Annotated in this window: 14 protein-coding genes; 4 read left to right on the top strand and 10 right to left on the bottom strand. The window is 41.4% G+C overall.

What is annotated here, in order from left to right:
• Positions 1–41 precede the first annotated feature (41 nt).
• The 7 genes from ACN222_RS19750 to ACN222_RS19720 all read right to left on the bottom strand — a co-directional run bounded on the left by ACN222_RS19750 (position 42) and on the right by ACN222_RS19720 (position 5,669).
• A complete protein-coding gene (locus tag ACN222_RS19750; RefSeq protein ID WP_044522008.1) occupies positions 42–806 on the bottom strand; it encodes an energy-coupling factor ABC transporter ATP-binding protein in 765 nt (254 codons plus the stop codon).
• A 238-nt stretch (positions 807–1,044) separates the two neighbouring features.
• Positions 1,045–1,707, bottom strand: a complete 663-nt coding sequence (locus ACN222_RS19745) for an energy-coupling factor transporter transmembrane component T family protein (protein WP_010998089.1) — start codon at positions 1,705–1,707, stop codon at positions 1,045–1,047.
• Complete coding sequence (locus tag ACN222_RS19740; RefSeq protein WP_010998088.1) at positions 1,700–2,620, bottom strand: energy-coupling factor ABC transporter permease; 921 nt, start codon at positions 2,618–2,620, stop codon at positions 1,700–1,702. The genes ACN222_RS19745 and ACN222_RS19740 overlap by 8 nt, the downstream gene beginning before the upstream one ends.
• Before the next feature lie 277 nt (positions 2,621–2,897).
• Entirely contained in the window at positions 2,898–3,722 is an 825-nt protein-coding gene (locus ACN222_RS19735) for an energy-coupling factor ABC transporter ATP-binding protein (protein ID WP_010998087.1), read from the bottom strand.
• Positions 3,723–3,842: 120 nt separating this feature from the next.
• Positions 3,843–4,643: a cobalt ECF transporter T component CbiQ gene (gene cbiQ, locus ACN222_RS19730; RefSeq protein ID WP_010998086.1), complete on the bottom strand. Its 801-nt coding sequence runs from the start codon at positions 4,641–4,643 to the stop codon at positions 3,843–3,845.
• Positions 4,640–4,942, bottom strand: coding sequence for an energy-coupling factor ABC transporter substrate-binding protein (locus tag ACN222_RS19725; protein ID WP_010998085.1), 303 nt, complete (start codon positions 4,940–4,942; stop codon positions 4,640–4,642). The genes cbiQ and ACN222_RS19725 overlap by 4 nt, the downstream gene beginning before the upstream one ends.
• Entirely contained in the window at positions 4,929–5,669 is a 741-nt protein-coding gene (locus ACN222_RS19720; RefSeq protein WP_190449656.1) for an energy-coupling factor ABC transporter permease, read from the bottom strand. Before ACN222_RS19720 ends, ACN222_RS19725 begins: the two co-directional genes overlap by 14 nt.
• 388 nt (positions 5,670–6,057) lie before the next feature.
• On the opposite strand from ACN222_RS19720, the gene ACN222_RS19715 reads away from it, so the two are divergent.
• From ACN222_RS19715 to ACN222_RS19700, 4 genes are all read left to right on the top strand, one after another.
• On the top strand, positions 6,058–7,074 hold the full coding sequence (locus ACN222_RS19715; protein ID WP_010998083.1) for a multicopper oxidase domain-containing protein: 1,017 nt from the start codon (positions 6,058–6,060) through the stop codon (positions 7,072–7,074).
• A gap of 195 nt (positions 7,075–7,269) precedes the next feature.
• Positions 7,270–8,283, top strand: coding sequence for a helix-hairpin-helix domain-containing protein (locus ACN222_RS19710; RefSeq protein ID WP_010998082.1), 1,014 nt, complete (start codon positions 7,270–7,272; stop codon positions 8,281–8,283).
• Between the two features lie 176 nt (positions 8,284–8,459).
• A complete protein-coding gene (locus ACN222_RS19705) occupies positions 8,460–8,894 on the top strand; it encodes a ferritin-like domain-containing protein (protein ID WP_010998081.1) in 435 nt (144 codons plus the stop codon).
• 99 nt (positions 8,895–8,993) lie between these two features.
• Positions 8,994–9,941 carry an FTR1 family iron permease gene (locus tag ACN222_RS19700; protein WP_010998080.1) on the top strand — a complete coding sequence of 316 codons (948 nt, stop codon included), beginning with the start codon at positions 8,994–8,996 and terminating at the stop codon, positions 9,939–9,941.
• A gap of 378 nt (positions 9,942–10,319) precedes the next feature.
• On the opposite strand, the gene ACN222_RS19695 is transcribed toward ACN222_RS19700, so the two are convergent.
• The 3 genes from ACN222_RS19695 to cobD all read right to left on the bottom strand — a co-directional run bounded on the left by ACN222_RS19695 (position 10,320) and on the right by cobD (position 14,219).
• Positions 10,320–11,243: an ABC transporter substrate-binding protein gene (locus ACN222_RS19695; RefSeq protein ID WP_010998079.1), complete on the bottom strand. Its 924-nt coding sequence runs from the start codon at positions 11,241–11,243 to the stop codon at positions 10,320–10,322.
• Between the two features lie 385 nt (positions 11,244–11,628).
• Positions 11,629–13,098, bottom strand: coding sequence for a dihydrolipoyl dehydrogenase family protein (locus ACN222_RS19690; RefSeq protein WP_010998078.1), 1,470 nt, complete (start codon positions 13,096–13,098; stop codon positions 11,629–11,631).
• Positions 13,099–13,115: 17 nt separating this feature from the next.
• A complete protein-coding gene (cobD, locus tag ACN222_RS19685; protein WP_044522000.1) occupies positions 13,116–14,219 on the bottom strand; it encodes a threonine-phosphate decarboxylase CobD in 1,104 nt (367 codons plus the stop codon).
• Positions 14,220–14,222: the final 3 nt, after the last annotated feature.

Genomic DNA, 14,222 nt, shown 5'->3' with positions numbered 1-14,222 from the left:
GTTCTTTCCCCTGCTTCTTATCTACTTGCCTCATGCCTGATTTACCAATCTATTGGCAAACCTAACTGCTCTAGAATTTCTCCATTTTGCAATAGTGGCTGAATTTCGTTGTCTAGTTGAATGCGTCCATTGGATAGTACTAGGGCGCGTTGGGTGACTTTTCCTAACCAATGTAGTTCATGGGAGGCTATTAACATTACTTGCACGGGCAAATTGAATAGAACTCTGGCTAAGTGTCTTCGCCATGCTGGATCAAGCCCAGTAGTGGGTTCATCTAAAATTAAAATAGCAGGCTCTAGTGCCAAAATAGCGGCTAGGGCGGCAAGTCGTCTTTGTCCACCAGAAAGTTCGTGCGCTGAACGGTTAGCATAAGCTTCTAGACCGAAATCCGCTAATAACTGCCGTGCTTGATCCCTTGCTATTGCGGCTGGTACGCCATAGTTAAGCGGGCCAAAGGTAATATCTTCTAAGATGGTGGGCATGAATAATTGGTCATTGGCATCTTGAAAGCCAAAGCCGATGTATCGCCTTACTTGAGGTAGCGTCTGGGGTTCTAAGGAAATATCATTAATCCAGATTTTGCCTGATTGCGGTTGTTTGATGCCGATGAGGTTTTCTAATAAGGTACTTTTACCAGAACCGGTTGCACCCATCAACGCCACGCGATCGCCGGTATTTAAAGTAAAAGAAATATTTTGCAGAACTGGTTCTTGGTGAGGATAAGCGTAAACCAAGTTCTCTACCTGGACAACGGCTTGATGGGAATTACGGCTGGAGGAGTGGGGGTGAGGAGTCAGAGATTTCAAAATTTATTACTCTCTATTTTGGGGAATTGGGGATAAATGATAGTTATAGGACTGAGACCGGGTGTAAGGGGGTAAGGGTATAGGGGAGCCAGTTGCGTGGGCGGGTCTCCCGACTTGTTTGCTTTTAAGCGTTCCCCCAGGGTACAAACTGGCGTGTGTACAGGTTTCAAACATTTATACCCCTACACCCTTGTCCAAACCCTTGATCTTTCGTTTTCGTGGGTAAGTCCTAAGTTATTCACTCAGCACTTGAAAGATAGGAGGTGAGGGTGAAAAAAGCAGCGATCGCCCAAGCGAATGTTAGGGCAAAGCGTTCTTTTGCTTTAAAAGTAAAATCTATGGGTAACTGGCCGTTATAACCACGAATTACCATTGCAGCGTATACTCGTTCTGCTCTTTCCAGGCTACGGATATACAAAGTGCCAATCATAGCTGCACTAGCGTAGCGTAACCAGCCACCTGCACCTTTTAATCCTCTTAATTGGGCGCTACGCTGCATACGTGTGACTTCCGACAGCAAAATTTCTAAGTATTGCCCAGTCAAAAGTAAATTTTCTTTTAATGCGCTGGGTACGGGTAAGCTTTTCAAGGCGATGCCAAAACTGTGGGGTGGTAGGGTTAACAGAAAGCTATTCATGGCGATTAAACATACTAGAGAGCGAATCAGCAAAAAACTCGCTCTTTCCCATCCCAAAGGCAATGCTACTACTGATAAGAAGATTAATTCTGTACCTACCAATCCTCCTAATTTGGGTAAGGATACACGCAATACTGCTACCCAAATTAAGGCGATCGCAGCATACGCGCCCAACCAATACCAAGTATGATGCTTGAGTAAGGCTGTCCCTACAACAATCACCAGGGATAGATGTAAACGTAACGGCAAAGCCATTTTAAGCATTCTTTGGTCTCACTACTTTGGCAATTCCAAAAGCAACAGCAAAGCAAACCGCAGCCCCCAGAAGTCCAGCAATACTCGTCCCAATTGCTCCTAAACCCTCAATACCATAGTCTGCTAACGGTGTCGGTACAGATATTCTGACTTCTTCACTTAGTTTGATAAATCCCAAGTCTTCTGCCACTCTTTCTAAGCCATCAGGCCAAGCTGAGGCTAGCAATGACAATGCACCAGCTACTAAGACTATGCTAACAACAGGCACTAACCAACCGCGAAATTCTTCTTGTTCTCCTGGTAACAAATCTGGCCTGGCTTTGGCTAGATAAGTTAATACACCGCCAGTAATTAGGCCTTCACCAATACCAATCAAAATATGAACACCAGTCATAGCAGGTAACACAGCTATGGATGCAGTCCCAGAAATGACTAACTCAATAGCACAGGCGATCGCTGCTACTACGACACTCACGGCCGCCGCTATACCAGCCGCTAAGGGTAAACGTGCTTTAGAGCCGCCAAATAGCCTTTGCAAGGTTTGGGTTAACATCCAGCCTACCCAAACGCCAATGAATCCCATGTTTAATATATTTGCTCCCAAGGCAGTGATCCCACCGTCAGCGAACAGCACCGCCTGGATAATTAAGACTGTGGCGATGCACAAAGAGCCAGCCCAGGGGCTACCTAAAACGATCGCAGCTAAAGTACCTCCGAGCAAGTGACCACTGGTTCCCCCTGCTACCGGGAAATTAATCATTTGCGCCGCAAAAATAAAGGCGGTGGTTAAGCCCAGGATGGGGGCGCGACGAATACCAAAAGCTGTTTGCGATCGCCCACTAGCAACCAATAGTCCTGCCAAACTTACCAAACTCGTTGCGCCTGCCACCGGCACAGACACAAATCCATCAGGAATATGCATGATTCGCCCCGTAACTAACGTGTTATTTCACACAATAAAAATAATGTCATTCAGGCATCAAACTAATAAAAAACACTATTTTTCTTTTGTTTTCAATGCCCTATTGGGGGATTTTATAATGATACTTGGGGAATATTGACAATAAAAAATTCGTCAAATATTGTACTTATTTAGCAAGTTATTAAATTTTATTTAATTAGTGTTAATTGGATATTTATTAAAAAAATATGTTAATAATTCGGCTTCCTGAATTTTCCAGAAGCTGGGAATTGGGCTATTAACAAAAAAACTGCAATATCCTCCGCCGGAAATTTTCTGAATTATGCTCTTTAGTCGCTAGTTCTTCTGTGATGAAAATTTCATATATTGGTGGTAGACCTAACTCTATGCTGTCGAGAATTTCCCTTTGAGAAAAAATATCTTCTGGTTTTCCTTCTAAAATAAGTCTTCCTGCATCCATCACAAAAACCCAGTCTGACCAGCAATAAACTAAATCCAAGTCATGACTAGCCATGAGTATTGTTGTTCCAGATTTATAAATTTTATTGAGCATTGCCATTAAGTTACGGCTTTGGGGTCTGTCGAGATAGGCGGTTGGCTCATCTAATAAGAGTAATTCTGGTCTTAAAACCATGACATCCGCTAAAGAGACACGTTTTTTTTGTCCTAAACTCAAGTGATGTACTGGTCTTTCGGCTAATTCTGTTAGTTCAAATTCTACTAAAGCTTGGGTAACTCGCTGTTGAATATCTGCTATTGGTAATCCTAAATTACATAAGCCATAGGAGATATCTTCTTCAACAGTAGAGGCTACTAATTGTTGCTCTGGATTTTGAAAAACAAGTCCAACTTTTTGGCGTAGTTGCATCAGGTTTTTACGGTCATATTGTAGTGCCTTCTCCTGCCAATACACACGACCTTGCTGTGGTTTATACAAACCGTTGGCTAAAGAGAATAGAGTGGTTTTACCGCAACCATTTCTCCCAATTAAGGCACATCTTTTTCCTTGGGGAATTTGTAGTGTTATGCCATTAAGTACTGATTGTTGTGTACCTGGATATGTATAATATACTTGTTCAAACGTGAGTAATGACTGCTGCATTATCTACAACTTGAGAGAATTTAAATTTAGAATTAGTAAACATTGGTTTAAATGCTTATATGTGGGTTATTCTATATTAATTAATACAAGTTCTAAGTTAGTAAATTTTGGAGATTTTATTTACTTGATAAGATGAAGATTCCATTCTAAAATTATCAATAAAAAGCATCCAAGAATTGCTTCTGTAGCATAGCGTTTGGATAAGTGATAACGACAAGGATGCCAAACTTGAAATTCCCCATTAAAGCCTCTTGATACCAAGCTTAAGGATATTTGTTGATACTTTTCTAGGGTGCGTTGGAACAATTGACTAATCAACAATGATAAGCTTTTCATGCTCAGACTAAATGTGGCGTAACCATTACGAGCTTGTTGAGCAGTCCATAAGTCTGAAGCTGTCTTTAATAAAACAAAAATAAACCGATACATTAATAATAATAAATCTGTGAGGAGTATGGGGAAGCCGTAACGCCGTAAAGTTTGTAGTAAGTCTGTAAAGGGGATAGTTAACATGACAAAATATAAGCAAGAAATAGAGGCGATCGCTCGTGTGAAAATCTGCCATACTTGTTCAAGTCCATGCTGACTAATATATAAATAATAAAAGCCAATATTTACCCCATATACAGCATCATTCTGCACTAAATTTAACTGAGAAATCCCTACTCCATTAATTGCCAAAGCTGGTAAACTAGTCAACCAGAAAAAGCCTGCAATATAAATTAACTTCAAATAAATTTTTGCTGGAATACCTGCGTAAAATATAGTCCAAATACTCATCCACAGAGCAATTAATATTTGTACCAGGGGATGAGCAAAGGCTGTGATCATAAGTAAGGCGATCGCCAACAACAATTTCTGTCCTGGTGCTAATCGCCGCAATTTATTAGTATACGCAAGGGTATCTATTTGTAAGGTCATTCCTTATGCCTTTGCTGTTGGGAACGTCCCTTATATAAACCAACTGCATAACCAATAATCCCCGCGCCTAAAGCTGCTTGTGAACTGAATAATAAACTTTCCACTTCACCGCTTGGTGGTTCAAATAACGGTTTAAACCAAGGTTCATATCCAGGCTTCACCTCACTAATTGCTTTTTCGGCTTGGCTATCTGCACCTGTAAATTCTGCATCCCGCACAAATATTAAAGGTAAAACGGCTAAAGCGATGACTCCGCCTATCAATAGCCAATTACTGAGGCTTTGTTTAGATTGATTCATGGCTTTGAGATTCCCCTTGGATTAATTTCAATAATTGGAGTTCTTGCGGTGAGTAGGATTGTAGCCAGTTCCATACCAAGACAGTTAATAATCCTTCACTAATGGCTAAAGGGATTTGGGTAATGGCGAAAATACCAGCAAATTTGGCGAATGAGGCGATAAATCCGCCGACTGGTGCGGGAAAAGCTAAGGCTAGTTGGACGGAAGTAATAATGTAGGTTAGCAAATCTGCTAAGGTGGCTGCTAAAAAGATGGCAATTCTTTGCTTGCCAGTTAACTTGATTGTCAGATGATATATCCAATAGGCTGCAAATGGCCCCGCGATCGCCATTGAAAAAGCATTTGCACCCAAAGTTGTTAAACCACCATGCGCCAGTAGCAATGCTTGAAACAACAATACTAAACTACCCAACACAGACATCGCCAAAGGCCCGAATAGCACGGACCCTAAGCCTGTACCTGTCGGGTGAGAACAACTACCCGTTACTGAGGGCAATTTCAAGGCCGATAATACGAAAGTAAAAGCCCCTGCCAATGCTAACAATAATTTTAGTTCTGGGTTGGCTTTGGTGATGCGGGTGAGCGATCGCACTCCTAGAAGCATAAACGGCAAAGCTACTAACCACCAAAAAGCTGCCCACCCTGCTGGTAGATAGCCCTCCATAATGTGCATGGCATAAGCTGGCGCAGATGCACTAACAATTATATAAAAGCTCAGCATCCCCATGAGAATTAGGGAGGCACGTTTCGATGCGAGAACCCTTCTCAGCACACTTTATACCTAAAAAATATATTTCAACGATATAGTCTAAACCAGCTTATACCCTAACTAACAATTCAAAGGTAAAAATTAAAAATTCAAGACAATTACTAACATCATTATTTGCAACTCTGGCTGTATCGTAAATTCATAGGGTTTAAGACCCTTACGTCTACACGTAGTATCAGTTGAGTTGGGGTTTGTCTTGAGAAACCCCGACTCCAACTGTCTTTAATTTTGAATTTTGTTGGCGCAGCCTTTCCTGCGGAACGCTACTGCGTTCGCCAAAGGCGTTCTCGCAGAGTACCCGTAGGGTATTTTGAATTTTGAATTGTTAATTCTGTGGTTTAATTTCATGCCCAATAATTTTAATCTGGGTAGACGAGAATTTTGGACTCGTCGCCAATTACTGAAGCTGGGGTTAGGTGGTATTGGTGTGGCAGGTGCGGCAGCGCTTTGGCAGACATTGAACTCACAAGGTAAGTCTATTGTCAAAGTACCGCAAATGAAAATGGATGCAGCTGATAAAGTGGCTCAACCCATGCGGATGCTGAGAGAATTCGATTATGGAACGCTGAAGCAAGAAAATGGTCGGACTATTCGAGAATTTCAGTTAACTGCGGGTACTTCAGTCATTCAACTCAATAGTGCTGTTTCTTACAACATCTGGGATCTTAATGGTCGCATACCAGGGCCGACACTCAGAGCCAAACAAGGCGATCGCATCCGGGTATTATTTCACAACCAAGCTGGACATTCCCACTCTCTACATTTTCATGGGGTTCATCCAGCCGAAATGGATGGTGTCCGTCCTGTGAGTAATAATAGTGCCACCATCTACGAATTTGATGCTGAACCTTACGGGGTTCATTTATACCACTGCCATATTGAACCTGTTACCCGTCACATCGCCAAAGGTTTATATGGAATGTTTATCATCGACCCACCGACACCCCGTCCCCCAGCCGATGAGATAGTGCTGGTGATGGCTGGCTATGACGTAGATGATAATAGCCATAATGATTTTTACGCCTTCAACGGCTTACCTCATCACTATATGGATAATCCGATTCAGATTTACCAAAATCAATTGATTCGGCTGTACGTCCTCAACATTATTGAATATGATCCGGCTGTGACGTTTCACCTCCACGCTAACTTCTTTGATGTCTATCGTTATGGCATGAGTATGAAAGCTAGCGAGAAAACCGATGTGATCACAATGGGGGTTGCAGAACGGCATATTTTAGAATTTGCGTTTCGCTATCCAGGTAAATATATGTTCCATCCTCATCAAGATGCGATCGCTGAAAATGGTTGTATGGGTCAATTTGAAGTTGTTGCTAATAATAATCAAAATCATTCTAATTGATGCAGTTGTTAGCTGCACTAGAGAATGAGATAATTTTTTAAATTTAACTTAAATATTTTTATAATTAGTTGATAATTACTTTTATTTGTGATAAATCATCATAATACCTATTGCAAAAATATATCAGATTTTATCTTAAGTATATAGCTGAAAAATCTCGCAATTTATGGGTTTTTATCACCTTTAGGAATCAAAATGGTTAAATCCCGTTATATCTGTTTGGCTGTTGCAGCTTGCGTCATAGTCTCCCTGAGTTCTTGTAGTGGGGGTACACCAACAGCCGAAAATTCACAGCCAGCTAACAGCAATTCTGCTACCCAAACTACGGAAGCTGTCAACCATAGCAGTCATGGTAGTAAAGCCAAAATTAATATCAATACTGCTATCTTGTCGGAATTGGATAAGTTTGAAGCTAAGTTAGGTGTACCAGCATTATCAAACAAAATTCAAGGTAGTCGTCCCTACGGTAGTCCAGAGGATTTAGTTAGCAAGAAAGTGATTACTCAAGAACAGTTCGACCAAATTAAAGACATAGTGACTGTTCAAGAAGTGGTGTTAACAGGTGAAGCTAAAGATGTGGACTACATGACCAAATTGGGGTTAATGAAGGGACATCTTTTGGTAGCGCAAGAATTACTAGACCAAAATCAGCCAAAACAGGCAGAACCCCATATAGGACACCCTGTGGAAGAGATTTATGTTGATGTAGAAGAACAGCTTAATGAGCGTAAAGTTAAAGAATTTAAGACAACGTTGGTTAGTTTGCAAGATTTAGTCAAATCGAAACCAAAGGATGCCAAGGTAAAAACTGATTTTACAACTTCCGTGCAGTCAGTTGATGGGGCGATCGCCACTTTACCAGCAGCCCAACGCAGCAAACCCGGATTTGTCCTACAAGTGATTAACGGCTTGTTGGATGCAGCTAACTCCGAATATGGGGCGGCGATCGCAGATGGTAAAATTGCGGCAGCGATTGAATATCAAGATTCTCGCGGTTTTATTGTCTACGCCAACGAATTGTATAAAGGAATTTCCTCTCAAGTAGCACAGGCCAACCCGGAAGCAGACAAAGCCATTAACACTAGTCTTGCAGAACTAACAAAAGTCTGGCCAGCAGCTATTCCACCAGCGACACCAATAAAAACCCCCGAAGAAGTTACTAAACTGGTAAAAACTATTGAGCTAAACTCGCAAAAAGTTATCGACTAATCAAGTACGCAAGCACAAAAATAGCCCAAGGACTCACTTGGAGGCGGAAACTGAGAAGTTTAAAATGGATAAGAAGTGAGATAACTGTTAAAAGTTAAAAGTGAACATTATTGAGACTTTTAACACCTGTACCCTTTTACTCATGACGCTCCATTCGTAATTTTAATCAACCACTCATGCAAGAGCTTAACCAAAATAAGGCCATTGACCTACTTAACGCCATCATGGAATTTGAACTCGCTGGCGTAGTGCGCTATACACATTATTCCTTGATGGTAACCGGCCCTAATCGCATTCCCATTGTTGCTTTCTTCAAAGCACAAGCCAGTGAATCTCTACTCCATGCTCAACAAGTAGGAGAAATTCTCACAGGTTTAGATGGACATCCCACCCTGAGAATTGCCCCAATGGAGGAAACCTACAAGCATACTGTTAAGGATATCCTACAAGAAAGCTTGAACCATGAGAGAAAGGCATTGGAAATGTATAAATCTTTGTTAGATACTGTAGCCAATGCCAGTATTTATCTAGAAGAATTCGCTCGCAGCATGATTGGACAAGAAGAGCTACACAATCTCGAATTGAAAAAAATGCTACGAGATTTTATCTAGTCAATAGTCAATAGTCATTTGTCAGTTGCTATGAAAATAAATCATTTACAACTGACAACTGACCACTGACAACTGACCACTGACCATAAACAACTGATTATGAACTTTAGTACTGCTCTACCTACTTTTGTCATTACACTCCGAGAAGGAGTAGAAGCCGCCTTAGTTGTTGGTATTGTCTTAGCTTTGCTCAAAAAGGCTAAACAATCCCGCCTCAACCCTTGGGTGTACGCTGGTGTCGCCGTTGGTATCGTAATCAGTGCGCTAATTGGTGTGCTATTCACTTGGATAATTCAAGCAGTTGGAGCCGCTAATCCTCAATACACAGTGGTAGTGGAACCGATGCTAGAAGGCGTTTTTAGTGTGTTGGCGATCGCTATGCTCAGTTGGATGCTAATCTGGATGACAAAACAAGCCAGATTCATGAAAGCGCAAGTCGAAGGAGCAGTTACAGACGCACTCACACAAAACTCAAATGCTGGCTGGGGTGTTTTTAGCTTAATTCTCGTTGCTGTTGTTCGTGAAGGTTTTGAAACAGTATTATTCATCGCCGCCAATTTTCAACAGGGACTTATACCGACAATAGGCGCTCTGGCGGGTTTGGCAACAGCAGCAGCTATTGGTGTACTTTTATTTAAATTAGGCGTTAAAATTGATATCCGCCAATTCTTCCAAGTAATGGGCGTTTTATTAGTATTAATTGTTGCAGGATTAGTTGTTTCCGCCTTAAAGCATTTCGATGATGCTGTAGCAAACTTAGCTCTTAGCAGCCGCGCCTCAGAAAATCTTTGTTTTTATTACCAACATTTTACTAAAATCCACTCTTGTATTTTAGGGCCGCTGGTTTGGAATACTGAGCAAATCTTACCCGATGAACAGTTTCCTGGTGTAATTCTCAAATCCTTATTTGGCTACAGACAACATCTTTATATTGTAGAAGCAGTGGGATATCTTTTATTCTTATTAACTGTTGGTGGTTTATATTTCCGCAGTTTAACTGGTGGTGCGCCCCAATCTAATAAGAAGATATCAATTGCAGAAAGATAAGATAAATCAATTCAAAATAAAAAACTCAATCCCCTTGTGTGTGGAGTTTTTGTTAGTGGTTAGTGGCAAAAACGACTAAAAACTACCCACAAGGGGATGGGGTATTAAACCAGTTCCTTTCAACCACTGACAAATAACAACTGACAACTGACAACTGACACGCGTAAAGCCTTCGGCATAGCTCCGCTTAACGCGGAGCGTCCCGCAGGGAAGCGCAATAAATCTTATCTCCGTTATATCTGGCTTTCTTCTCTACGTCCTCTGCGAAACGCTACGCTTAGACTTGGGTGCGAGTTTAGTCGAACGCTTGCTTCCCAGGAGGTTTACGCGCAACGTGTTGAAGAAACTGTGAATTTTGAATTGGTATCATCTGAAATCTTAAGCTAGCAAATCTTTCTTAATCTGCTCACAAGCCTTCTCTATAGCATCTATACTACCTGGATTTACTAACCCATAATAGTCAAAAACATAGACTCGATTATTCTTAGTCGCGGGTAATTTTTGCCAAAAACTCTCTTTCTTGAAAGAATCTAAAACTTCTGTTTTTGAACCACCTTGAGGAGGAGTAATTAGAACAACCGCTTCTGGATTAGCTTCTAAAACTTTCTCAGCCGAAAGAGTTACATAACCAGCGATTGGGCTTTTTCCTTGTAGTTCTGCTGCTAAATTTTTTACTTGGAATTTTTCGAGTAAATCCCCAGCCCAACTATTCTTATTGGGAGCTAAAATTGGTTGACTACTAACCAGAACTAAAGTAGAAGTATTTGTTCCTGGCTTATCCCCTAGAAAACTCCGATAACGTTCTAATAAAGGTTGGGGATTAACATCAATTAACTGAGCCAGCTTTGCTGTAATTTCTTCTAAAGACTTCCATGTATTTATTTGAGTCAGTAAGGTGGGAATACCTAATTGTTGGAGTCTTTGAATTGGTTGATTAGAAAAACCTTCTGCACCAATGACTAAATCAGGCTTGAGCGCCACAATTTTTTCCAAATTGGGGGGACTTTGACCTTCGCTGATACGGGGTATATCTTGGAAACGGGGGTCATTTTTGAATAATGAGCTACCAGAAATACCTACAAGCTTTGTTTTATCCAGTTGAAAAATAATATCTGTGGTTAGAGAAGAGAGTGTCACAACTCTTTTAGCAGATAATTTTGCTAATTCTTGAGATGGAGTATTAGGTGTTGTAATACTTTGCGTAGCTTGTGCTTGTGGCTGCTGAGTATTTGTAGTATTACACGCGATTAAAATTATGCTCAAGAAAATTCCAAAAGTAAATAATATCCCGCGACGCAGCATATAATAATTCCTTTTTGACTAAAGATATAACTATCAGCCAGTTATATAGCAATGCTAGATCAAAAGTCTATCTGGATATGACAAATTTCGGTATTACTCTGCCTACAAATCACGTAACACCGCTATATTACAAATATAAAAAAGCGAGTATAGACACTAGTCAATGTCTTCAAAAATAAATTCTGATGACTGTGCTACTCGCTGTGAGATATACAAGGTTTTTGAGAAAAGCTTTACTTAATATATAGTAAGAAACCGAAAATTAGATGTTAGATAGATAACAAATCATGATTTTCTTGAAAATTTATTAAGTATAATTTTTTACTTTTGCCAACAGAGTATGACAGTTTAGTATTTTCAGCCTCATGAGAAGAGGAGCGAACATTCACAAATTCCAATTACGGCGCAAATAAAAGAGATTCTCCAACCAATCTTGCCAAGCTGTGTTGTTATTGAACCTGTGTTGGCTAAAATCTCGTGCTGTTTGTTCTAAAAGTTCTGAGAAACTTGGATAGACAGCAGATAAATTCCCTAAGTGTTTGACAGAAATATTGCGAGACATTGCCAAAGCAATGAGATTAATTAACTCTCTGGCTTGTGTACTAAATATAGTAGCTCCTAAAATTTTTCCGTTGCCTAGCACCACTAATTTACAAATACCTGTAATTTCATTTTTCAGTTGGGCTGCTGCTATGGATTTATAGTAATGCCTCAAGACGATAACTTCTTGTTGACTAAATTGGCGTTTTGCCTGGTTCTCCGTCACCCCAACCTGGGCTAAAGTTGGGTGGGATAATATCGCCCAAGGAGTATTTTGGTAATTAACTTGCAACCTGGGAAGAAACAGAGCATTGTTCAAAGCAATTCGAGCTTCGTAATTAGCTACGTTAGGCAAGTCGTAACCGCAAATGACATCACCACAAGCATAAATTCGGTGATTGGTAGTCTGTAGTTTTTCGTTGACCAGTAAACGATGCTGCTGCCATTTCACTCCTACTTCTGGCAAATTCAAAGATTCAATATTTGGTTTCTGGCCAATTGCTACTAGAATCTCATCAGCTTCTATTGCTTTTTCTCCTGCCTGAACCCATTTTTTATCGTCGATTCGCTTGACTTGTGTCACCATTTTTTGAGTTAGGATGCGTACACCATCGATTTCTAACTGTGCTTGAAGCAACTGGGCAATTTCTGGGTCAAGCTGAGGTAGAAGATGAAGAGATTTAACTACCAAAGTGATACTGCAACCCAGTCTGGCTAAAGTTTGCGATATTTCGATGCTTTGAGGAGTACCGCCAATAATTACCCAATTTTGGGGTAGTTCCGAAGATGGAGAATGTTGTTTGTATAAATATTGCCAAATATTTGCTGGTGTCAGGTAGTCGGTAGCTTGTAATCCTTCAATTTTGGGAATTGCTGGTAGGGAACCACTAGCAAGTAGATAAGTGCGACCGCGTAGTAGGCGCTGACCTACAACAAAAGCTAAATGGGGTGAGCGTTGAAATTGTCCACTGTCAACAATGACATCGACTCCTTGGGCTGACAAGTGAGCAAGAGACATTTGTTCTTGGACGTTAGCGGCAATACCTTGAGCCGAAAACAATGCTGCTGCCCATTTTAGGGAAATTTGGCACTTTTCAGAAGTATCAGGGTGTACAGCATCGATGCCACAGCCAGCCAAATTATGCAAATTTTGGGTTAGGTTGGCAATTTCCCCTATGGCTTGGTGAACAATCAAACTGTTATTTAGCTGGGATTCTACCAATGCCACTTTAGCCCCCATTTGGGTGGCGGTAAGGGCGGCATAGCGTCCTGCGAGACTGCCGCCAATAATCACGACATCGTAGTCAATAGTCATTAGTCATTGGTCAGTAGTCAGTGGTCAAAAGAGTTTTGGACTATTGCGCTTAGTGCTTTTGTTAAGCGTTGATTGTCTGTGTGAGAACGGACGGCGACGCGGAAAAAACGATCGCCTAGTTCTTTAAAGCTAAGACAATCACGAATTAAAATCTGGTGCTGCTGGAGTAATTTTTGCTGTAAGTCTAAACTCGATTGTTGTGTTTCCACCAGTAAGAAGTTAGCAGCGCTAGCTTGGGGTATTAATCCTGGGATGGCGGTTAGGCCTTGGAATAGTTCCTCTCTTGCAGGTGGTAGCCATTGCCAAGTTTGTGCTTGGAATTCTCGATCCTCAAGGGCAGCTATCGCCGCCGCCGCCGCCAAGGTATTGACCGGCCAGGGGTCACGCCATAATTGCCATTTTTGCAGACGATCAGGGTGAGCGATCGCATATCCTAATCTCAGCCCTGGGAGACTGTAGAATTTTGTCAGCGATCGCAATATCACTAGGTTAGGATATTCTGCCACTACTGGAATCAGGCTTTGTTCCTCATCAGGAGGGACAAAATCCATAAATGCTTCATCCACCACCACCAAAGCAAACTGTTCCAGCAGAGGCAAAATCGCCTCTCTTGTGAATAGCTTTCCTGTTGGGTTGTGGGGATTGTTGAGTAACAAAGCATAGTTAGTGATGAGTCCTGAGTGCTGGGTGTGAAGTTGCGTTAAGTGACACTCTGTACCCAATATTCGTGACTCAGCACTAACAAGGGGAAACTCCAGTACTTTAGCGTGGTACGCCCTTAAGGTGCGGTAGTAATCGCCAAAGGCTGGAGTGATTAAAATTGTTGCGGCTAATTGAGCTAATTCCCTACCTGCGAGAGTAAGTAATTCTGCTGAACCATTGCCCGGCAGAATCCACTCTAAAGGTAATTGATGGAAATGACTTAGAGCCAGCCTCAGTTCACGGTAATCAGGGTCTGGATAGTGCCTAAGATTACTAATTTGTGACTGAATAGCAGCGATCGCATTTTGAGGCGGCCCCAACGGGCTGATGCTAGCAGAAAAATCTACAATCGCATCCGCAGGACAACCAGCCAATGCTGCTGCCCAAGCTAAATTTCCCCCGTGATTTGGTTGCCGCATCAA

Origin of the sequence: Anabaena sp. FACHB-595 (assembly GCF_048568275.1) — a bacterium.
Taxonomy (GTDB): domain Bacteria; phylum Cyanobacteriota; class Cyanobacteriia; order Cyanobacteriales; family Nostocaceae; genus Trichormus.
The sequence above is the reverse complement of the archived record's forward strand: the minus strand, read 5'-3'. Positions and strand labels throughout refer to the sequence as shown.